Source organism: Streptomyces rubellomurinus, from assembly GCF_000961885.1.
GTDB lineage: Bacteria > Actinomycetota > Actinomycetes > Streptomycetales > Streptomycetaceae > Kitasatospora > Kitasatospora rubellomurina.
The window spans coordinates 1-21,538 of record NZ_JZKH01000111.1 but is presented as its reverse complement, the minus strand read 5'-3'; the positions used below and the strand labels follow the sequence as shown (position 1 = coordinate 21,538).

Genomic DNA, 21,538 nt, shown 5'->3' with positions numbered 1-21,538 from the left:
GTAGTCGTCGCCGGTGGCGCCGAGGAAGACGGCGGTGGCGCTGCCGTGCAGGCTGTCCGGCGGGAGGTAGGCGTCCTCCAGGGCGTCCCAGCTCAGTTCGAGCACCATCCGCTGGCGCGGGTCCATCGCCGCGGCCTCGCGCGGGGAGATCCCGAAGAACCCGGCATCGAAGTCGCCGGCACCCGCCACGAACCCGGCCCGGGGGTGGCGCGCCAGCTCGGCGACGCCCTCCGGCCAGCGGCCGGCGGGCGGTTCCGCGATGGCCTCCTCCCCCTCGGCCAGCATCCGCCAGAAGGACCGCAGGTCCTCGGCGCCGGGCACCCGGCACGACATCCCGATGACGGCGATCGCCTCGCGGCCCGCCCCCGTGAGCCCGTCCCCGAACTCGTTCTCGCCCATTAGAGCTCCCGACCCTCGCTACCCCTGTTGACAACTCGATCGGGTGACGGGCCCCTCAGATACGTTTTCGGGACGCCAATTCGGACGAGTTTCCGGCCGAACCCGCCCCGGAAGGTTTCGGACGTGCCCACGACACGCCCGCGGGCGGCTTCGGCCCGGTCCAGCGCGGCAGCATCCGGCCGGCGAGCCGGACCACCCCCGCTCGGCCCGCCACCAGGTGAACACCCGCGCATCATCTGCTCCGTTGAGCAGTTCCACCACCGTTCCCCACCATCCACCCCCCACCCGCCTGCGGCGGGTTCCCGCCCCCGGCCTCGCCGCGTGCCGCCCGACCAGGCGGCACACGGCACTGGTGGGACAGCGCGTCTCAGACGGCGACGTGTGAAGGGCGCCCACCAACCGGTGCGGACGCCCGTCGCCCCAGGCTCAGCGGATCGGGCGGATCATCGCGGTCAGCCGGGGCGAGTCCGGAGAGGGCTGTTGCGCATTGAACGCCCGGTAGCCCCAGGTCTCGTAGAGCCGCTGGACCTTGCCGTCCCCGGCGAGCGGGTTGACCAGGAGGGTGACGCGGCCCTCAACCCGGCGGCGCAGCAGGTCATCGTGAATTCGGCGGGCGGCACCCGTGCCCCGCCATGGGATCCGGACGCCGATTTCCTTGATGGCCAGAGCCGGGGCGTCGGTGAAGCCGTCCGGAAGAGGCTCGGTCATGCGCTTCCAGTACCGGTCATCCGCCCCGATCGTGTTGCCGTAGGCGTAACCGACCGGTACCTCGCCGTCGTAGCCGAGGACGAGCTCGAAGCCGGGCTCGGTGGCATGCCGGTCGAGGCGTTCGGCGAACACGGCGACGCGGTAGTTCGGCAGGTGCAGCAGTGGGGCCCGCACGTCGGCGTACACGTCCAGCAGGTCCCGCCGGGCCTCTGCGGGCAGGGTGGTGTGGTGGCGGAGTTCGACGGTCACGCGGTGGTCCTCCAGGTGTTGTGGGCGTACGCCGTCCAGGCGCGGTCCGGGCCGCTGCCACTGGCCAGCTCGTGCAGCGAGCTGCGGGTCGTCTATCCCCGAAGGGAGAGGTCACGCGGCAGTGGGTTGACGAAAGCTCCACGGGGCCAAAGCGCGCCCGCCCGCCCGAGGGAGCGGGTACCTTCCGAGTACGGCCGTGCACCCGGAAGGGACCCAGGGATGACGCAGTGGACCGACTACACCACAGGCGAGCGCATCAAACTTCTCCGCGGACCTGACATGACCCAGGAACAGCTTGCCGAAGCGTCCGGCCTGTCGGTGGCGACGATCCGCAAAGCAGAACTCAACCTCGGTGGCAGCCTCCAGACGCTGCTTCGGATCTCGGCCGCGCTCCACACCGATGTGTCCGTGGTCCTCGGCCAACAGGCTCCCCGCCGCGCAATGCACGGCGCCGACCGGGCGATGATGCGCGAGCTGTCCCTCGCTGTCCACGACACCGCCGCCGGCGTCGGCGTCGATGTGCAGCCCCCACGCCCGGCCGAACTCGCGGCCGGACTCGCCGCCGCATGGGAGGCCTACCGCTCCGGCGACTACGTGGGGGCGGGAGCTCACGTCGCCCCAGCACTGCGCGAAGCCGCCGCCACGTGGAAGGCCGCTCCCGTCGACCAGGAGAGCGCGGCCGCGGGCATCCTCGCAGACGCCTATCGACTCGCTGCCTACGTGGCGAACCAATTCGGCGCCCGCGATCTCGCGTACGCCGGAATCGGGCACGCGCAACACCAGGCCGACCGCGCCGGGGACACCATCCGCTCGGCCATGGTCGCATCCGGCCGGTCGTGGATCTACGTGCGGGATGCCCGCCTCGACCAGGCGGAGGAGACCGCCCGCATCTCGTACGAGTCCATCGAGCCCAGGTACGGGGATCGGGATCTGGGAGCGCTCGCCACCTATGGGTGGCACGTGACCTTCGCGGCCGTCGTCGCCGCCCGCCAGGGGGACGTGGACGGCGCCGACGACCTGCTGTCGCAGGGGCTTGCGGTAGCGGCCCGGATGGGCAGGGACGTCATGGTGAACGGGACGGCGTTCGGGCCGGCAACGGTCACCGCACAGGCGATCGGAATCGCCGTCTCAACCGGTCGGCCAGGCAAGGCGCTCAGCCTGTTCCAGACGATCGGCGACACGAGCTCGCTCACCCCGTCCGCGCGTAACCGGATGATGCTGGATGTCGCGCTCGCACAAGCCGAGACCCGGCAGTCCGACACCGCCCTGGACACCCTGCTCGAGGTGTGCTCGACCGCGCCCGGTTGGGCTCGGCATCAGGGATTGCCCGGGGTGATCGCGCAAAAGGCGAGCGCGGGCAGCGCCACCACAGCCAAGTTGCGCAAGCTCTCATCGATTCTCGGAACATCCGTGATCATCAACTGAGGAGTGATACGAGGCGTATCACTCGGCGCCGGTACGACTTCAGGAAGTGACACATCCCATCCGTTCACGGACGGTGAGAACTCCGCGACAGTGAGCACATGCTGACGCTCCATCAGCCAGGAAACCCACGGTCAGCGGTTTGGATTCTTCCCGGTCGACTCGGGTCGCTCCGAATCATCGGCTGAATAGAACACCTGACGCCCCTCCCAGCAGCTTGGAGGTCGGCAGGCGTCAGCGCCGACCTCCACTAAGTAGTTCACGCCTGGAAAGACCATCCGCCCAACGTACTGCGCTCCCGAGCGAAGGCCGCACGGCTGGCTGCCTGGTACACCCCAGCGAGCTGCCGGGACTTTGCCCTCACATCATTCGGTTTGTCGGCCTGATCGCCGAGTTCCTCAGGCCGCCATCGCAGGCAGAGCACGCAGTCGCTCGCGGAACTCGGCGACCGCGGGTGCGGCGGAGTACGGCTTGAGGTAGCCCTCGAACTTGGTGAGGCGGTTGACGGCGCGGACGGAGTGGACCTTGGTTTCGAGAAGGTCCAGGCCGCGGTTGGCGGCGTCGAGGGCTCCGTCGAGGTCCTTGCCGGCGAGGCGGGCGGTGGCGAGGCGGCCGGAGCGGACGGCCTGGTCGCGGGGGACGGCGTGGTCGATGGAGGAGGCGAGGGCGCTGGTGGCGCGCTCGACCTGGCCGGCGCGGAGCATGACTTTGCCCTCGGTGGAGCTGAGCTGGGCGTCGCCGTACCAGGAGAGCCAGCTGGGGAGGTGGTCGCCGCCGTTCTTGGCCCAGAGGTCGTGGGCGCGGTTGAGGGCGGAGCCGGCCTTCTGGTGCTGGCCGTCGCGGGAGAGGCTCTCGGCGTGGTGGAGTTCGAGGTAGCTGCGGACGCCGGGCTGCATGGTCGAGTGGGTGTTGGCGAGCGCGGTCTCGACCTGGGCGACGCGCTCGGCGGGGTTGCCGGCGTCGGAGAGGTGGACGCCCATCTCGGCGAGGAGAAAGGCGCCGAGGGCGTCGTCGCCCACGGTCTTCGCGGCGCGCAGGGCGCCGAGGTAGTACTGCTGGCCGGCTGAGCGCAGGCCGCTGTCGTAGGCCATCCAGCCGGCGATGTAGTTGACCTGAGCCGCCAGCCCGTAGAGGCGGGCCTCGACGGCTTCGGTGTGGCGGCCGTGCTTGAGCAGGCTGGTGATGATCGCCAGGTCGCCGCGGGCCTGCTCGATGAGGCGGGCGCCGCCCATCTGGGCGTCCAGCGTCTGGAGGGTGGCCACGCGGGCGTCGAGGGTGTCGACCATGGAGTCGGTCACCTGGTCCCCGTTGAGGGCGGAGGCGAAGGCGGGCGAGGCCGAGGCCCAGCTCGCGGCGACGGTGGCCATGGCGGCCCCGGTGATAGTGAGAAAGCCCCGCCGATCCATATGACCACTCCTGACCAGTTCCACCAGTACGTCCACGGTACCGGCCTTCGTCCACGGCGCCGTGATGCCGGTCACCTCCCAGACAGGAAGCCATCGGGGCCACGGATTCGCGACCAGGCTACGAGGGTTGACGCCAAGAAGGTCTGCGAGAACGTACTGCGCGTCCGGCTCGGGCGCCTGGCCCTGCTCCCACTTCCAGACCAGCGTCCGGTTGGTCGCCAGGTGGATCTTCAATGCGGCGCCGTGGTCGCGCATCATCCGCGCGAACTGGATCTTTCCCCACCCGCGCGAGTGCAGCAGGTAGGTGAGCGGGTGGACCGCCAGAACGTCTTCGCTCATCTCAACCCCCGGCTTTCTAGGCCCTGTTGGTGAGCGTACTGCTACCCGCTGCGGCGCGGGCGATCTCGGAGAGAAACCCCCTGGAAACGTTCCGCGATGATCGGCCGCGCCGCGACTCTGGACCCTGGCTCCGCAGCCCGTGCGGCCACCTGCTTACGAGTTGAGGAGAAGCACCTTGTCACGCCCGCATGCATCAGATCCTGGGGGAACGGCAGCGACCAGCGCCTTCGCCCACCGCACCGCCGTCGTCACCGGCGCTGCCGGGTTCATCGGCTCGCACCTGTGCGAGCGCCTGCTGGACCTCGGCGCGGAGGTGGTCGGCGTCGACAATCTACTGACCGGTCACCTCGACAACCTTTCGGGCCTGCGCTCGGCCGGGAGGTTCAGCTTCCAGACCGACGACGTGAGCCAGCCGTTCGGCGTGTCCGGGCCGGTGGACTTCGTCTTCCACCTCGCCTCGCCGGCGTCGCCGCTCGACTACGCCCGCCACCCGCTGGCCACCCTGAAGGTCGGTGCGATGGGCACGCTCAACGCCCTGGAGCTGGCCGAGGCCAAGCAATCCCGGTTCCTGCTCGCGTCTACGTCCGAGGTGTACGGCGACCCACTCGTGCACCCGCAGCCGGAGCATTACTGGGGCAACGTCAACCCGGTCGGGCCGCGCAGCGTGTACGACGAGGCCAAGCGGTACGCCGAGGCGCTGGCCGCCTGCTTCCAGCGCTCCGGTAACGCCCGCACCCGGATCGTACGGATCTTCAACACGTACGGGCCGAGGATGCGGGCCGACGATGGCCGCGCCGTGCCGACGTTCATGCAGCAGGCGCTGACGGGCGAACCGATCACCGTGGCCGGCGACGGCGGCCAGACCCGCTCCCTGTGCTTCGTGGCCGACACCGTCGAGGGCCTGCTCGCCGCCGCCACCGCGGATCACGCCGACCCGGTGAACCTCGGCAACCCGCACGAGATCACCATGCTCCAGCTCGCCGAGGAGATCCGGGCGCTGGCCCGCTCCTCGTCCGCGATCACCTTCGTCCCGCTGCCCGCCGACGACCCGAAGCGCCGCTGCCCCGACATCGCCTCGGCCCTCGCCCACCTCGGCTGGGAGCCCACCACACACCTGCGCGACGGCCTGCGCCGGACCCTCGGCTGGGCCGAGCAGCACTTCCCCCGCCAGGCCACCGCCACCACTGGAAGGGGCGTCTCGTGAACACCACCTCCCGTCTGCTGCCCGCGCTCGTCTGCGGGGTCGACGACGGCTACGCCCGCCCGCTGCAGACACTGATGCACTCGATCGCCGCCGCCCATCCGGGCGCCGTCGAGGAGCTTCGCCTGATCGTCCTCGACCAGCAGATCAGCGACGCCAACCGGCGGGCGATCCGGCGGGACGCCGACCGTACGGGCCTGCGGACCGAGCTGCGGCCGGCGCCCATGACCGACCCCCGCTACCCGGTCTCCCACTGGGTGAGCGGCGCGGTGTACGTGCGCCTGGCCATCCCGGAGGTCATCCCGGACGAGCGCCGGGTGCTGTACCTGGACGCCGACACGCTCGTCCTCGGGGATCTGCGCCCGCTGCTGCGGCAGTCCCTGGGCGGGCGCCCGATCGGCGCGGTCCGCGACCCGCAGAACCCGGTCATCGGCCGGGGCATCCAGCTGCCGGGCTGGGACAAGCTCGGCATCCCGTACGGTCGGGACTACTTCAACAGCGGCGTCATGCTCATTGACCTCGGCCGCTGCCAGAGGCTGGGTGTCTTCGAGCGGTCGAGGCAGTTCCTGTCCGAGCACCCTGACAAGGTCCGGTTCTGGGACCAGGACGCGCTGAACTGGGCCGTCGACGACAACTGGCACCGGCTGGACCGGCGTTGGAACACCTTCGCGATGTCCTCGCAGGCCGCCCAGCCCGGGTTCGTTCACTACGCCGAGGCGGACAGTCCGCTCGCCCTGCTCCTGGAGGACGAGGCGACCGCCGCCCTGGTGCACTTCGCCGGCCCCGACAAACCCTGGCAGGACAGCTACCCGGAAGGCCAGCTCCGCGACACCTACCGGCTGTTCCACGACTACGTCGCTGCGGGAGGCATGGAGTGAACGGCCGGAAGCCGTTCTGGCGCCGCCCGACCTGGTGGATCGCTGCCGCCGTGGCCGCGCGCAATGCGAACGGGCTGCGGCAGGTATGCCAGACGTTGGCCTGGGTCGACCGGCCTGGGCCGGTGGCGGCAGCGGAGCCGATGGTGCTGCACGTCGTCATCCCGGTGCTGCGCGAGCAGCAGCACATCGTCGGTGCACTGGCGTGGTTCATGCCGCTCCTCCGGGACTTCCCGGGGTCGACGCTGACCCTGGTGTCCACGGCGCGCGAGGAGCGCGAACGCGAGCACCTCGCCGCCCAGCTCACGGGCGCGACGGAGGCCGACCTCACATTGCGGCGCTTCCCGCAGTTGACCGGAGAGGAGCTCGCTGCCCTCGCCGAGGCCCTGGCCAAGACCGGCGCGAACGCGCTCACCCAGGCGACGGCTGCCGAGGTGTTGTCGGCCTTCCCCGCGACGGCGAAGGTCATCGCGGACGAGATCGCGCGCCTTCGGGAACCCGCTCCGGCGGTCCGGCACATCCACTACGAGGGTGACGGCCGGAAGGCCGCCCAGGTGAACGCTGCCGTCGACCAGCTCGCGGCCGACTCCGCCGAGGAGTACATCGCCGTTTACGACGTGGACTCCCGCCCGAGCCGCGAATTCCTGCTGCGAACCACCGAGTTCCTGGCCGGCCGCAGGGCTGAGGACGGCGAGCTGCCCCGCGTCGTCCAGCAGTCCGCCCGCTTCGCCACGCAGGGCGCCGCCGGCACCTGGTGGGAAGGGAGCCTGTGCCAGGGCGCCGCCCGAGCCCAGACTCTGTGGACAGTCCGCCGCGAGATCCCCAACCTCCGCCGGTACGCCGCCTCCACGCGGCGCGGCCCTGGCCGACGAGGTCTGGCGCAGACCGTAGGACACGGCCTCCTCGTTCGCGCCGACGTTTTCCGGGAGGTCGGCGGCCTGCCCACCTTCACCGTGCTCGACGACGTCGCCTTCGGCTATCGGCTCACCCTGAGCGGTATCCCGGTCGACAGCCTCCCCTTCACCACCACCGTGCCCGCAGCCGAGTACCTGCCCGAGTTGCTGGCCCAGAGCGAGCGCTGGTTCCAGAGCTACCTCGACTACCCGCAGTGCGCCACCCGCTGGCGCTCGCAGGGCCATGGCAGCCGCCTTGACCACGCGGCGGCGCTCGCCATCGGCGCCTACCGGGGCCTGGCCTGGCTACTGGTCTCGCCTGCGACGGTCGCCTGCCTGGCTCTCGTGCTCGGCCCGCGCACGCGCCTGCCGGTCCGAGTGACGGCCGCAGCAGCGCTCTGGACGGCCACCGTCGCACCGGTCCGCCTGCTCGCCCAGGGTGAGGGCCGGCCGCTGACCATACGCGAGACCGCCGCGCAGAGCGTGGAGACGCTGGCCGGACTGCTGTTCAAGAGCATCGGCCCGATGACCGCCCTCGGCCGCTGGGCCGTCACCGGCACCAGGCACTCGGCGCTCGCGCCCAAGACCAACCGCCGCACGGCCCCACCCACCACCACGGACAGGGAGACACCGTGATCCTCGGCATCGAGGGCGTCAGCTGCGTCGGCAAGACCACGCTGGCCGCTGCACTCGCCACCCACCTCGACCAGCCCGCTGTCATCCCCTGCTACTACCACGCCAGCCCCGACCCCACCCGGCTGCCGAAGCCCGAACCCTTCACGGCCGAAAACCAGTTGACCAACATTGCCCAGTTCCTCGACGTCGAGGAACTCCGGTTCGCCCGAGCGCTACAGGCCCTCGTCGCGGAGAGGGACGTGATCCTCGACCGCACCGTGGACACCCTCCTCGCCCATGCGCACGCGGTCGGACGGATGCACGGCTTCGACTGCGACGACCAGGCCCAACACGCCGTCACCAGCCGGGGCGTGGCGATGCCCGACCTGACGATCGTCCTCACCGCCGACCCGGACGTGCTCGCCCGCCGTGCCCGCCTGCGCAAGGGCATGCCGACGATCTTCTACGACCGCCACTTCAGCGAGCACTTCAACGCTTACTTCGACCGCCCGCTCGCCCCGGCCGTCGTCCGGCTCGACACCACCACCGGCTCACCCGAGGAACTCGCCGCACGCGCCCTCGACCACGTCCGCCGCCACCAGGCCGGCGAGCGCGCCCTGCGGGAGGCATCGTGAAGGCCGCACTGATCGGCTGCGGCAGCATCGCGAGCCGTTGGGTCCGCTCCCTGCTCGCGGACGGCCGCGTCGGGGTCGCCGCCCTCGTCGACCCCGACCAGCAGGCGGCACAGGCGCTCGCGGACCGGTACGAGCTGAACCCGGCGTTCGCCACGACGCTCGACGAGGCGCGCTCGCTGGCCTCGGTCGACGTCATCGTCAACCTCACCCCGCCCGACCACCACTACCGAGTCAGCCGCGAAGCCCTTTCCCACGGGCTCCACGTCCTGACCGAGAAGCCCCTGGCCCTGAACCTGCCCGACGCGCTCGACCTCGCTCACCTCGCGCAGGAGCGCGGTCTGCTGCTGGCCGTCATGCAGAACCGAGGTGCCGACCCCGACTTCCTTGCCTTCCGCGACATGGTCCGCGTCGGTGCCGAGCCGCCCTTCGTCGTCACCGCCGACACCTTCGTCACGCTGCCCGGCCCCGGCTTCCGCAGCAGCCAGCGCTTGCCCGCCACGACCGACCTTGCGGTGCACGCCTTCGACCAGCTCCGCGCCTTGATCACCGCGCCACCGACTGAGATCACCTGCATGGAGGCTCCGGCTGGCTTCCTCGCCCCGCACAGCTCGATCGCCGTGATCACCGTGCGCTTCGCGGACGACTCGCTGTTCACCTACCGAGGCGGGTTCATCGTGGACCCGTTCCTGCGAACCGATGCCAACGGCGACTGGCGTGTGGAGGCCCGAGGCTTCGCCGCCCGATGGGCCCAGGACCCCGCCACCAAGCCGAGGACGACCCCGGCCTACCAGCGGTGCATCACCGCCATGGTGGACGCCCTCCACCAGCCCGGCACCGTCCCCGTGCCTGCCGTCGACAACCTCGGCTCCATCGCCCTGCTGGACGCCGCCCTGCGGTCCGCCGTCAGCCGACGCCCCGTCTTGGTGCCGGAGGTCCCCGATGCCCGCCGGTGACACCACCATCGTCCGGCCCCATCCGCTGCTGCTCGACGCGCTCACCGCCGCCGGCTTCGACTGCACCGACGCGCAGTTCACCTCGCTGAGGTCCGGAACGGACAGCCTCCCCTTCGCCGTCACCACCCGCGACGGCGACGAGCTGGTCGTCAAGGTCCGCCGTGCGGGAAGCCGCTCGCGCTACGCGACCGCCGCCTGGGCCTCGGCCCGGATGCAGAAAGCGGGCATCCCCGCCGCCCGGATCATCTGGCACAGCATCGACGCGTGCGTCGAGACCCGCTGCCCCGGCCGCCCGATCGAAGCGGAACCGCCGCAGCCGGCGGACCTGGATGCCGCCGCCCGAGCCGGTGAGGTCCTCCGCCGCCTGCACGCCGTCGAGGTCAGCAGCTTCGGCCAGCTCGACGGACACGGCATCGGCCAACACTCCACCGTCCAGGGCTGGTTCCTCGCCCTACCCTCCCGCAGCACACCGAGCCTCGACGGCCTCGACCTGCTCGGGCTTCTGCGCCGCACCCGCTTCATCCTCGAAGCCGGAGTCAACCGCCTCCCAACGACGGCGCCCAAGCTTCTGCACGGCGACTGGGTCGGCCGCCACATCTTCACCGACGACCGGCACATCACCGGAGTCGTCGACCTGGAGAGCGTCCGAGGCGGCGACCCGCTGGCCGAACTCGCCGGCTGGTCCCTGCGCGAACCCGCCCCGATGACCGAGGCCCTCCTCGCCGGCTACTTCGACGGACCGTTCCCCGCCGACAGCCTGCTCCCGCTCGTCCTGTTCCGCCTGCGCATCGCGGTCTCGCTCCTGCACTTCCACGCCTCCTGCGACGACCAGGACATGGTCCGGCTTCGGGTCGCCCAGATCCAGGCCGACCTCGACGACCTCGACCACGGGCAACTCACCGCCGTCCCGCGCATCACCCCCGACCCCTGCTCCACCGAACGGCGACGCCCGTAAGCCGTCCCACCCGGAAGGACGCCATGAGCAACCCCAAGGTCACCCTCCCGTTTCCCCGGGAGCCCAAGTACGGACGGGCCGAGAAGGACGCCGTCCTCAAGCTCCTCGACGCCGGCCACCTCTCCGAGATCAACCGAGGCCCGGCCACCAACGCCCTCGAAGCCGCCTTCGCCCGCCTCGCCGGCACCCGTCACGCGCTCTCGTTCAACTCGGGCACCGCCTCCCTGCACGCCGCGCTCCACGCGGTCGGTGCCAACCCCGAAGCCGGCGTTGCCGTCTCCCCGATGACCTGGATCTCCGCGATCACCGCGGTCTACCAGGCTGGCAGCTACCCCGTCTTCTGTGACATCGAGCCCGACAGCCCCAACATCACCGCCCCCGCAGTCGCACAGATCGCCGTCCAGTGCTCCGCCGTCCTCGCCACCCACACCTGGGGCATCCCCGCCCGCATGGACCGGCTCACCAAGGCCACCGACCTGCCGATCGTCGAGGACTGCTCGCACGCCCACGGCGCCGTCTACCAGGGCAGGGCAGTCGGCTCCTGGGGCGCCGCCGGATGCTTCAGCCTCCAGGAGTCCAAGTCCGTCTCCGGCGGCGAAGGCGGCGTTTTGACCACCTCCGACCGCGAGATCTACGAGCGCGCCCTCACCCTCGGCCACCACCCCGCTCGGCTCGCCGCCGAACTCACCCTCCCCGAGCTGAAGCCGCTCGCCGACACCGGGGCGGCGTACAAGTACCGGATGCCCGCCCTTTCCGCCGTCATCGCCCGCCAGCAGCTCCGCACGCTGCCCGACCGGATGCTCGCCGCCGAACAGAACCTGTCCACCCTGCGCAAGGCCCTGGAGGAGTACGACGCACCCATCACCTGGCCGGAGATCGGCGAACTCTCCGTCCGGGGCTGGTACGGCACCCCGCTGACGATCAACGTCCGCGTGCCCGACCCGAAGACGCTCCACGAGAAGTGCCGGGCCGCCGGCGTCCCCCTCCGCGCCCAGTACGAGGACTGGACCCAGACCCCGCTGCTGCAACGCCCCGACCTGGCCGCCCGCTACTGGCCCCACCTCGCCGACAGCCCCTACCAGCCGCCGACCAGGGACGAACTGCCGAACTACTACAAGGCCCTGCGGCAGATGATCGTCCTCAAGGTGCCGCAGATCCCCGCTGCGGACTACATGGAGCAGGTGGCCGAAGCCCTTGCCACCGTGCTGATGCGCACGGTGCTCACGGCATAGCCGCGAACGCCGCCTGCACCTCGTCGCGCCGCTCGCTCCACCAGGCCAGGAACCGCTCAGCGGGCAGGAACAGGTGATCGCACGAGTGATCGTTGCGGTCGTAGTGGAAGACCAGCTGCCAGTAGTCCGACATGCGCTTCCACCACAGCCGCTCCACCGCATCTGCCAGCGCCGGCACCGAGATGGGCACCACCGAGCGGTAGCCGGCCACGAACGCGGAGGTCCGCTCCAGGTCGAGGAAGCCGTCCTCACCGCCGAACTGCACCGTGGCGGTGCGGGCGACCTCTTCGCCGAACGGCCGGACCCGGATCCGGTCCCAGTCGATCACCCCGACGATCGCGCCGTCTCGCCACAACACGTTCCGGTGCTGGACGTCACCGTGCGTCCACCCCACCGGACCGACCGCCACGTCGCCAGCCGGGCGCTCGCTCCCGTACTTCTCCAGCAGCACCTTGCGCTCAGCCAGTGCCGCGACGGCCTCGGCGTCGAACGCCGTCCGGTTCTCCAGGCCCGCAATCAACGCCAGGAAGCGGTTCGCCTCCGTGCGGGCGGCAGCGGGGGTGGTCGCCGAAACGGTCACCTGCGCCGGCGCGGGCGGCAGCAGACCGGCCACCTGCTCACCGTTCAAGCCCTGGTGGATCCGACCGAGGAGAACACCGAGATCACCGGCCTGCTCCATCGAGAGAGCCGTACCCGGCTGATGGCTCCCCTCCATCCACGGGATCACGCAGTACCCGCGACCGGCGACCTCGACCACCGTGTCCCCGGTCGAGGAGACCCGCGCCCTGCCCACCGGCAGGCCGTCGTCGGCCAGCGCCGACAGCACAGCCAGGTTCCGACGTGCCAGCGACAGCGGCACATCCATGATCCGCTTCAACGCGAACGAGCCCTCGGCCGTATCCAGCCGCCAGTTCCCGTTCATCAACCCGTCCGACAGGAAACCGCACTCCCGCACTTCGCCCAGCCCGAAGGCTTCGCCGAGAAGCGCCAGATCTTCTGCGATCTCGCTGTACCGAGCAGCGCTGGGGCCGTCAAAAGTCGCGTCCGTCACCCCAAGCAGGCTAGCGGAGGAAAGGCACGAAGGCGGCCGGTTCGAGCATCACGAACCTTGCTGCCGAGCAACGCGGAATGTGATCAAGCCCGCTGCAGCAAAAGGACCTTGTGGTAGCGAGTTACGTGGTAAATTTCGTAGTCAAATCGAAAATAGGCGACCCCGGCAGCGCGGCAACGCTCCGGGGTCCGGCACCAGGAGAAGCAACTCCCGATGCGTGTCCATCGTAGCGCCCACGTGCGCGACTTCACCGTGCTGCCCAACTGCATGCTGCAGTACCGGGAGCTGTCCTACACCGCCCGCGGCCTGCTCGCGGACCTCCTCTCCCGACCCGATGGCTGGCGGGAGGACGGGCGGCACATGGCCGACTCCAGCCCGCAGGGGCGCGGTGCGATCCGCAAGGCCCTGAAGGAGCTGACCGACGCGGGCTTCTACCGCGTCGAGAAGATCCGCCTGCCGGACGGCACCATCCGCACCGAGACCCACGTGTACGACACACCGTGGTTCGCACCGGCTGCCACCCGTCCGGCGCCCGGTGGAGCGGCTACCGGCCGCGCTGGCAGCCCTGTTGTAAAGGACCAGCACCAAGAACCCACCCTCCCCGCGAGTCCGGCCGATGACGTCAAATCGAAAGGACGGGAGGAGGATTCCGAGACCGAAGAGGTCCGAGAGGCCGTGGCCACGCTGTTCCGCGTGATCCGCGCCGAACCGCGCCTGCGCCTGGGCGAGGCCGAAGCGCGTGGACTCGCTCCCCTGGTCGCCCAGTGGCTCGCTCGCGGCAGCACCCCGGCCGACCTGGCCCACGCCCTGCTGCCGGGCCTGCCCGTCCCGATGCACTCGGCGGCGGCCGTGCTCCGCTACCGCCTGGAGCACAAGATGCCGCCCGCCCGGCCCGCCGCACGGCCACCGGCCCGGTACGCCGAGTGCGCCAAGTGCCACGACCCCGTGCCCCGACCGGGCATCTGCCGCCCGTGCGCCGGCCTGACAACCCGCACCCTCACGACCGGCACGGGGGCAGAGGTGGCAGCCGTAGGTGCCGCGCGAGTCCGAACCGCCCTGCGCTCCGCCATCACCGGCAGTCGGACCGCACACGTCGCCGCCTGAAACACTCTGCCCCGGCGGCACGCGGCCAGGCCCGGGGCGGGCACCCGCCGGCAGGCGGGTGGGGGGTGGACGGTGGGGAACGGCGGTGGACTTGCCCAACGCACCGGATGGTGCGCGGGTGTTCACCCCCGCACAGCACCGCTGCCGCGCGAACCGTGCGGTTCGCGCGGCAGCGGTGCCGGTGTCAGGCGGCCTTGCCCGCGTGCCAGGTGCGGCCGATGGTCTTCACCAGGTTCGGCGTCACGAAGACCCGGCGGATCGGCAGGATCGCCGGCATGTAGACCTTGCCGAGCGTGCCGTTCGGCTTGGCGAGGACGGCCATCTGGGCGTGGTGGCGGCCGTTGCCGTCGTCGACCCAGCCGATGTGCATCACGGCGTGCACGGTCTGGTTGACGACCTCGGTGACCCACTCGTCCTTCGTCTGGTACACCGACTTCATCGGCACCGTCCTCAGGTCCGGCCCGCGGGTGCCGTTCAGCAGGTCCTCCGCCAGCCGCGCGCGCAGCGAGGGCTTGCGCGAGCTGACGCCCTGCTCCGCGGTGTCCCAGCCCATGACCTTGCCGAGCTTCCAGCGGATCGCGAACAGCAGCCGGTAGGCCGCCGACGGGTGGAAGTCGGTCCCGTCGCCGCTGAACTGCCGGACGAGGCGGTCCAGGTCGTCCGGGCCACCGGGGGTGTCCAGGTCCCAGACGTCCTCGATGTCGAAATCCGCGATGTACTCGTGGATCCGCCAGGGCCGATCCGTGAACGCGGTGTTCGGGATCCTCATTCCTGCCTCATCTCTCGTGGAACGCAACCGCGTTGTGCGCGATTGTCCTGCTTCGTCAACCTACCCGCGGCTCATCGGGCGGCGGCCGCGGCCTTCGCCCGGCGGGGGTGGAAGACCATGCGGGCGCCGTCCTTGGGGATGTTGACGACGGTACGGCTGTGCGCGGGCACCGCCTCGGCGCCGACGCGCTGGACGTCGGTGGTGGTCAGGATCTCGGTGAGGGTGGCCTTCAGCTCCATCAGGGCGATCCGGTCGCCGAGGCAGCGGGTGTGGCCGCCGCCGAACGGGATCCAGGTGTGCGAGGCGGGCTTGACGCCGAGGAAGCGCTCGGGCTTGAACGCGTCCGGGTCCGGGTAGTTGTGCTCGTCCCGGTTGAGCAGGTAGGCGCTGGCCCACAGCCGGTCGCCGGGCGCGTAGCGCACGCCGCCGAGCTCGACGGGCTTGACCACCTCGCGGGGCACGATCTGCTGGATCGGCGGGCCGAGCCGCAGCACCTCGTGCACGACGGCGGTCAGGTACTCGTCGCCGTCGCCGGCCGCCATCTCGGTGCGCAGCTTCTCGACCACCTGCGGGTGGCGGGTGAGGAACTCCAGCGCCCAGCAGATCGCCGAGGCGGTGGTCTCGGTGCCGGCCAGGAACTGGGTCATGATCTCGTCGCGCATCTCGGTGACGCTCGGCGGGTTGCCGTCCTCGTCGCGGATGCCGAGCATCACGCCGAGCAGGTCGTCGCCCTCGGCGCCGGAGCGCCGGCGCTCCTCGATCGCCGCGTTCACCATCGCGTGCACCCGGTCGCGGCGGACCAGGAACTCGTTGACGCCGTTGGGCCGGAACAGCCGCATCCGGCGCAGCTTCGCCGGCGGCAGCAGGTGGAACGGCTTCATGGTGGACGGCTTGGAGTTGAAGGTCAGCATCTTCATGACCTCCGCGTACATCGCCGCCTCGTTGGAGGGGCGGTGCTCACCGAAGAGGACCTCCATGATGACCTTGACGGTGTAGGCGTGCGCGAAGGGGTGCGTCGCCACGGCCTTGTCACGCGGCCAGGACGCCACGTGCTCCTTCGCCAGCCGGTACACGGCCTGCTCGACGCGCTTCATCGCGTCGCCGCGGAAGGCCGGCATGACGGCGCGGCGGCGGCTGGTGTGCTCCGCCTCGTCCAGCCAGGCCAGGCCGTTGCGGCCGGTCCACTTCTCGATCGGGGTGTTGCTGGAGCCGGTGTGCAGGACGTCCCGGGGGGCCAGGAACATCTGCTTGACGTCCTCCGGCGCCGATATCACGTACAGCGGCACGCCGGGGATGATGGTGACCCGGAAGCGGCTGCCGTACTTGGCGCGGCAGCTCTTCAGGTACGGCTCGGGGCGGGCCCAGATGCTCAGCACCTGCCGCATCCGGTGCATCTCCACCGCGGGCAGCGCGGAGGAGGGGACGACGGCCTGGGCGGCCGGCGCGGAGTGGTCGACGGGGCACTTGCCCCCGGAGGCGGCCGCCGCGTCGTGCGTGTTGCTCGAGTGGTCCATGGTCCTCGGTTTCCTTAGCTCGTTAGCTCGTTGCCGCTCGGGACAGCTGCTCTGGCTGGTGCTCCCCGCCCGGGGCGGCCGGGGCGGGTGGGGTGGTCGGGCCGATCGCGAACAGGGCGAGCCCGCTGACGAGGCTGGCGCCGGCCATGATCAGGAACGCGGTGCGGTAGGTGGCGACGCCCGGGTGGCCGGTCAGCACGGCCGAGACCACGGCGACGCCGAGCGCCATGCCGATCTGCCGGGACATCGACGCCATGCCGGTGCCGGTGGCGACCCGCTCGGGCGGCAGCGCCAGGGTGGACGCGGCGGCCAGCGCCGGCAGGATCACGCCGAAGCCGATGCCGCCGACGATCCCGCCGGGCAGGAAGGTGCCGGTGAAGTCCGGCGTGCCGTCCACGGCGAACGCCCACCACAGGCCGCCCGCCGCGAACAGGCCGGCGCCGACCGCGCCGACCAGGTGCGCGCCGTACCGGACGGCCAGGATGCCGCTGGGCACCGCGAACAGGGTGGCGGCGATCGGGCCCGGCGCGATCTCCAGGGCGCCGCGCAGGGTGGTGTGCCGCCAGATCTGGGTCAGGAACAGGATGGTGGACAGCGCCATCGCGCCGACGCCCATGAAGAAGAAGCCGGTGGCGACGTTGCCGAGGGCGACCTTGCGGATCCGCAGCAGGGCCGGCTCGATGACCGGCGCCGGGTGGCGGCGGGCCCGGTGCACGGTCAGCACCAGGCCGAGCACGCCGACCGCCGACAGGCCGATCACCTGCGCGCTGGTCCAACCCCAGGCCTGGCCCTGGGAGATGGTGCCGACGATCGCGCCGACCGACACCGCGAGCAGGCCGATGCCGAGCAGGTCCGGGCGGGGCCCGTCCTCGGTGCCGGAGCGGGTCAGCGACCAGCCGCCGAGCAGCAGCGCCACCGCCCCGAGGGGCAGGTTGACGACGAACACCCAGCGCCAGTCGACCTCGGCCAGCAGGCCGCCCAGCGGCAGCGCGGCGGCGGAGCCGACCCCGCCGACCGCCGTCCACAGCCCGACCGCGACGCCCCGCTTCCGCGGCGGGAACAGCCCGAGCAGCAGGCTCATCGAGCTGGGCGCCATCAGCGCCGCGCCGACGCCCTGCAGGGCCCGGGTGGCGATCAGCACCCCCAGGTCCGGCGCCGCCGCGCAGCCGGCGGACGCGGCGGTGAACACCCCGAGGCCGAGCAGGAAGACCTGCTTGGTCCCGGAGCGGTCCGCCCAGCGCCCGCTGGGCAGCAGCAGCGCGGCGTAGGTGATCGCGTAGGCGCTCATCACCCAGGACAGCCCGGTCAGGCTGGCCGAGGGGAAGGACTCCTCCAGCCGGGGGAAGGCGATGTTGACGATCAGCATGTCCACCGCGGAGACGAACACCCCGACCAGGATCACCGCGATGGCCAGGCCGCGGCGCAGGCCCGCACTACTTCTCATGCCTCGATCCACTTCTCGATCGCCTCGGCGGTGGCGGCGGCCTCGGCCTCGATGAGGGCGAGGTGGTCGGCGGCGACCTCGACGAGGTCGTCGGCGTCCTCCCAGCGCGGGGCGTCCGCCGCCGTCGCGCCGCCGAGCGGCCGGGCCGCCCGGACGAGCAGGGTGCGGGCGGCCGGTGCCGGCCGCGGGCCGGCGAACAGCGGCAGGTAGCCGCCCATGGCCAGCCAGTTGGCGTCGTCGACCACGACGTCGCGCCGCTCCCGCAGGAGGATCCCGGCGAGCATGGCGGCGAACGCGCGCTCCGCCCGCTCCGGGTCGTCGTCCGGTGCCGGGGTGTCGATCATGGCGACCCCGGCGAGCGCGGCGCCGCCGGCCTCCAGCCGCCCGGCCAGCGACCGGGCGACGGCGCCGCCCATCGAGTAGCCGACCAGGACGAACGGGTCGTCGCCGACGGCTGCGCGGACCGCGCCCGCCATGGCCTCCTCGACGGCCTCCCGGGAGCCCGGGTTGAGCTCCGTCCCGAAGCCCGGCAGGGCGCACACCAGTACGTCCCGCACGCCCTCGAACCGCTCGGCCAGGCGCACGAACTGCTCCTGGCCGGATCCGACCACGTACACGTAGGACGGCACGCAGACCACCTTCACCCGGCCCGGGCCGGCCGCCAGGCGCACCAACGCGCCGCCCCGGTCGGGCAGTTCGGCGGCCGAGCCGAAGACCGGACGGGCCGCGGCGGCGTCCAGCAGCCGGCGCAGCGACGCCGGCAGCTCCCCCGCCTCGGCGGCCCGCCGCAGCCGGGCGCCGATCGTGTCCCCTGCCGCTGACTGCGGCTGCTCCGCCCCTTCGGAGCCGGCCAGCTTGAGCAGCTGGCGGGCGATCTCCGCCGGGGTGGGGTGCTCGAAGACGAACGAGACGGGCAGGCTCAGGCCGGTGGCCTGGGAGAGCCGGTTGCGCAGCCCGACCGCGCTCATCGAGTCCAGGCCGAGCTCCTTGAGCTTGCGCTCGACGTCGATGCTGTCGTCGGCGCCGTGCCCGAGCACCGCCACGACCTGCGCGGTGACCAGCTCCAGCACGACCTGCTCGCGGTCCGCGTCCGGCACCTCGGCCAGCCGCTGGGCCAGCGACCCGCCGGCCGCCTCGCGCTTGGCCGGGAGCCGGACCAGGCCGCGCAGCAGCGCCGGCAGGGTCCGCTCGCGGGCCCGCGCCCGCAGTTCGGCCGGGTCCAGCTGGACGGGCGCCAGCAGGGCGGCGTCCGCGGCGAGGGCCTGGTCGAACAGCTCCCCCGCGCGCTCGGCCGTCAGCCCGGTGGTGCCGGCCGGCACCGCCTCGCCGGGCCGGGGGCCCCAGGCCAGCACGGTGCCGGGCAGCCCGGCCGCGCGGCGGGTGCGCACCAGCGCCTCCAGGGCGGCGGGGTGCTCCTGCGGCCGCTCGCCCAGCAGGGCGGCGAAGGAGGAGGACACCACGAAGGCGGCCAGGTCGGCGTCGGCGGTCAGCTCGTGCAGCCGCCAGGCCGATTCCAGCGGCTCCTCGCCGGCCTGGACGACCGCGCGCAGCGGCCGCTTCAGGGACTCCAGCACGGCGGGCAACCGCTCGGGCGCAGGCGCCTCGACCCGCACCCGCGCGCCCAGCTGCGCCAGCTCCTCGACCAGCCCGTCCGCCGCACCGCTGCCGTCGATCAGCAGCAGGTCCCGGACGCCGTGCCGGGCGGCCAGGTGCCGGGCCAGCGCCGCGGCCGTGCCCTCGCCGCCGCCGGTGACCAGCACGGTGCCGTCCAGGTCGGTCAGCGCCGTCCGCCCCGCCGGCCCGGCCGGGGCCGCGGTCAGCCGGGGCGCCAGGGCCTGCCCGCCGCGCACGGCGAGCTGCGGCTCGTCGGCCCCGAGCAGCGCGCCCCACTCGGGCTCGACGCCGCCGTCCAGGTCGACCAGCAGGAAGCGGCCCGGGTGCGCGGACTGCGCGGCGCGCAGCACGCCCCACGCGGCGGCCCGCGCGGGCTCGGGAGCCTCCGCCCCGACGACCGCGACCGCGCGGCGGGCCGTCACCACCAGCACGGCCTCGCCGAGGCGCTCCTGCGCCAGCCAGTGCCGGACCAGCTCCTCGGCCTGCCCGGCGGCGTCGCGCACGGCGGCCGGGCCGTCCCCGGCGGGGGTGTCGAGCACGGTCAGCACGGCCTGCGGCACGGCGGCCCCGCCGTCCACGGCCTGGGCGAGCCCGGCCAGGTCGGCGTAGCGGTCGAGCACGCCCGGGGCGGCCTGGCCGAGTGCGGCCAGCCGGACGGGCTTGGCGGCGGCGAGCGCCGCCGGGGCCCAGTCGACCCGGTACAGCGAGCTCTGGCCGCGCCGCAGTTCCTCCAGGTGGGCCGGGTCGGCGTCGTGCAGGACGACGCGGCCCGCGGAGAGCACGGGCATGCCGTCCTCGCCGAAGACGTCCAGCCGCAGGGTGTCGCCGTCCGCGATGACCCGCACCAGGCCGCGGGCGGCGCCGGTCTGGACCAGGCGCACGCCGTTCCAGGCGACCGGCAGCTTCGGGGCGCCCTGGGCGGCGAAGGCCGACTGGCCGACGTGCAGGGCGGCCTCGAACAGCGCCGGGTGGATGCCGAAGCCCTCGGCGCCGACCTCCTCGGGCAGCGCCAGGTCGGCGTACAGCTCGGCGCCGGAGCGCCAGGCCGCCCGTACCCCGTGCAGCGCCGGGCCGCAGTCCAGGCCGAGCTCGGCCAGGGCCGCGTACAGCCCGTCCACCGGCAGCGACTCGGCGCCGGCGGGCGGCCAGGTGCCGACCAGGACGGCGGCGGGCTCGGTGTCCTCAGGCGCGAGCCAGCCCGTGCAGTGCCGGGTCGACTCGGCGCGCTGGTCGCCGTCCGGGCGGGTGTGGACGGTCACCGGCCGGCGGCCGTCCGCCGCCGGGGCGCCCACGATGGCCTGCACCTGGAGCGCGGCGCCGTCCGGCACCAGCAGCGGCGCCTCGAACACCAGCTCGTCGAGCAGCGGCGCGCCGACGCTGCGGCCGGCGGCCAGCGCCAGCTCGACCAGCGTGGTGCTGGGCGCGACCGGCAGGTCGAAGGCGACGTGGTCGCGCAGCCACGGCTGCGTCTCCTGTGACAGGCGGCCGGTGAGCACCCACTGCTCCCGGTCGGCGAGTTGCAGGGCCACCGCCAGGACGGGGTGCCCGACCCGGCCGAGGCCGGAGGCGGACGGGTCGCCGGCGGCCGGGCGCGGGTTGGGCCAGTAGCGCTTGTGCTGGAAGGCGTAGGTCGGCAGTTCGACCCGGCGGGCGCCGGACTCGGCGAAGCAGACGGCCCAGTCGACCTTCACCCCGGCGGTGTGCGCCTCGGCGAGGGAGAACAGGAACCGCTTCAGGCCGCCCTCGTCCCGGCGCAGCGATCCGACCACCTTGACCCGGCGGGCGGCGCCGCAGGCCTCGGCGGTGTCCTCGACGGCCATGGTCAGCACGGGGTGCGGGGACATCTCCAGGAAGCAGCCGGTGCCGCCGTCGATCAGCGCGCGGACGGCCGGCTCGAAGCCGACCTGGCCGCGCAGGTTGGCGTACCAGTACGCGGCGTCCATCGTCGCCGTGTCGAGGTAGCCGCCGACCGCCGTCGAGTAGAACGGCACCCGGCCGCTGGTCGGCTCGACCGGCGCGAGGGCGGTGAGCAGCTCGGCCTCGATCGTCTCGACCTGGGCGGAGTGCGAGGCGTAGTCCACCTTGACCTTGCGGGCCCGGACGCCGTCGCGCTCGCAGGCCTCGAACACCTCGTCCAGCGCGGCGACTTCACCCGCCACG

The 21,538-nt window shown here is 72.4% G+C and carries 17 protein-coding genes; 9 read left to right on the top strand and 8 right to left on the bottom strand.

Going from position 1 to position 21,538, the window contains the following annotated elements:
- The coding region (locus tag VM95_RS33410) for a beta-ketoacyl synthase N-terminal-like domain-containing protein (protein ID WP_045704070.1) at positions 1 to 399 on the bottom strand (399 nt) is incomplete at its 3' end.
- A 426-nt stretch (positions 400 to 825) separates the two neighbouring features.
- The gene (locus tag VM95_RS33405) at positions 826 to 1,356 is read right to left on the bottom strand and encodes a GNAT family N-acetyltransferase (protein WP_244179045.1); all 531 of its coding nucleotides are present in this window, start codon (positions 1,354 to 1,356) and stop codon (positions 826 to 828) included.
- A gap of 219 nt (positions 1,357 to 1,575) precedes the next feature.
- On the opposite strand from VM95_RS33405, the gene VM95_RS33400 reads away from it, so the two are divergent.
- Positions 1,576 to 2,781 (top strand): helix-turn-helix domain-containing protein, encoded by a 1,206-nt coding sequence (locus tag VM95_RS33400; protein ID WP_045704064.1) that lies wholly within the window; start codon positions 1,576 to 1,578, stop codon positions 2,779 to 2,781.
- Positions 2,782 to 3,176: 395 nt separating this feature from the next.
- On the opposite strand, the gene VM95_RS33395 is transcribed toward VM95_RS33400, so the two are convergent.
- Entirely contained in the window at positions 3,177 to 4,523 is a 1,347-nt protein-coding gene (locus VM95_RS33395) for an NsdA family TPR-like regulatory protein (RefSeq protein ID WP_078860933.1), read from the bottom strand.
- Between the two features lie 175 nt (positions 4,524 to 4,698).
- Between VM95_RS33395 and VM95_RS33390 the strand changes: the two genes are divergently transcribed.
- The 7 genes from VM95_RS33390 to VM95_RS39370 are packed head-to-tail and all read left to right on the top strand — an operon-like array spanning position 4,699 to position 11,882.
- Entirely contained in the window at positions 4,699 to 5,727 is a 1,029-nt protein-coding gene (locus VM95_RS33390) for an NAD-dependent epimerase/dehydratase family protein (RefSeq protein WP_078860931.1), read from the top strand.
- Positions 5,724 to 6,602 (top strand): glycosyltransferase family 8 protein, encoded by an 879-nt coding sequence (locus VM95_RS33385; protein WP_045704062.1) that lies wholly within the window; start codon positions 5,724 to 5,726, stop codon positions 6,600 to 6,602. Before VM95_RS33390 ends, VM95_RS33385 begins: the two co-directional genes overlap by 4 nt.
- Positions 6,599 to 8,128, top strand: a complete 1,530-nt coding sequence (locus VM95_RS33380) for a glycosyltransferase family 2 protein (RefSeq protein ID WP_045704060.1) — start codon at positions 6,599 to 6,601, stop codon at positions 8,126 to 8,128. The genes VM95_RS33385 and VM95_RS33380 overlap by 4 nt, the downstream gene beginning before the upstream one ends.
- On the top strand, positions 8,125 to 8,742 hold the full coding sequence (locus VM95_RS42930; protein WP_045704058.1) for a nucleoside/nucleotide kinase family protein: 618 nt from the start codon (positions 8,125 to 8,127) through the stop codon (positions 8,740 to 8,742). The genes VM95_RS33380 and VM95_RS42930 overlap by 4 nt, the downstream gene beginning before the upstream one ends.
- On the top strand, positions 8,739 to 9,695 hold the full coding sequence (locus tag VM95_RS42925) for a Gfo/Idh/MocA family protein (protein WP_045704056.1): 957 nt from the start codon (positions 8,739 to 8,741) through the stop codon (positions 9,693 to 9,695). Before VM95_RS42930 ends, VM95_RS42925 begins: the two co-directional genes overlap by 4 nt.
- Positions 9,682 to 10,650, top strand: a complete 969-nt coding sequence (locus VM95_RS33365) for a phosphotransferase family protein (protein WP_045704054.1) — start codon at positions 9,682 to 9,684, stop codon at positions 10,648 to 10,650. Before VM95_RS42925 ends, VM95_RS33365 begins: the two co-directional genes overlap by 14 nt.
- A gap of 23 nt (positions 10,651 to 10,673) precedes the next feature.
- A complete protein-coding gene (locus VM95_RS39370) occupies positions 10,674 to 11,882 on the top strand; it encodes a DegT/DnrJ/EryC1/StrS family aminotransferase (protein ID WP_052707724.1) in 1,209 nt (402 codons plus the stop codon).
- On the opposite strand, the gene VM95_RS33355 is transcribed toward VM95_RS39370, so the two are convergent.
- Entirely contained in the window at positions 11,872 to 12,933 is a 1,062-nt protein-coding gene (locus VM95_RS33355) for a phosphotransferase (RefSeq protein ID WP_045704053.1), read from the bottom strand. The two genes, VM95_RS39370 and VM95_RS33355, sit on opposite strands and share 11 nt — an antisense overlap.
- Before the next feature lie 213 nt (positions 12,934 to 13,146).
- Between VM95_RS33355 and VM95_RS39365 the strand changes: the two genes are divergently transcribed.
- The gene (locus VM95_RS39365; protein WP_078860926.1) at positions 13,147 to 14,037 is read left to right on the top strand and encodes a hypothetical protein; all 891 of its coding nucleotides are present in this window, start codon (positions 13,147 to 13,149) and stop codon (positions 14,035 to 14,037) included.
- Between the two features lie 184 nt (positions 14,038 to 14,221).
- On the opposite strand, the gene VM95_RS33345 is transcribed toward VM95_RS39365, so the two are convergent.
- From VM95_RS33345 to VM95_RS33330, 4 genes are all read right to left on the bottom strand, one after another.
- Positions 14,222 to 14,806: a DUF2867 domain-containing protein gene (locus VM95_RS33345; protein ID WP_045704048.1), complete on the bottom strand. Its 585-nt coding sequence runs from the start codon at positions 14,804 to 14,806 to the stop codon at positions 14,222 to 14,224.
- Positions 14,807 to 14,877: 71 nt separating this feature from the next.
- Positions 14,878 to 16,320 carry a cytochrome P450 gene (locus tag VM95_RS33340; protein WP_045704046.1) on the bottom strand — a complete coding sequence of 481 codons (1,443 nt, stop codon included), beginning with the start codon at positions 16,318 to 16,320 and terminating at the stop codon, positions 14,878 to 14,880.
- Positions 16,321 to 16,342: 22 nt separating this feature from the next.
- The gene (locus tag VM95_RS33335) at positions 16,343 to 17,764 is read right to left on the bottom strand and encodes an MFS transporter (RefSeq protein ID WP_045704044.1); all 1,422 of its coding nucleotides are present in this window, start codon (positions 17,762 to 17,764) and stop codon (positions 16,343 to 16,345) included.
- On the bottom strand, positions 17,761 to 21,538 hold a 3,778-nt coding region (locus VM95_RS33330), incomplete at its 5' end, for an alpha/beta fold hydrolase (RefSeq protein ID WP_045704042.1). The genes VM95_RS33335 and VM95_RS33330, both read right to left, overlap by 4 nt.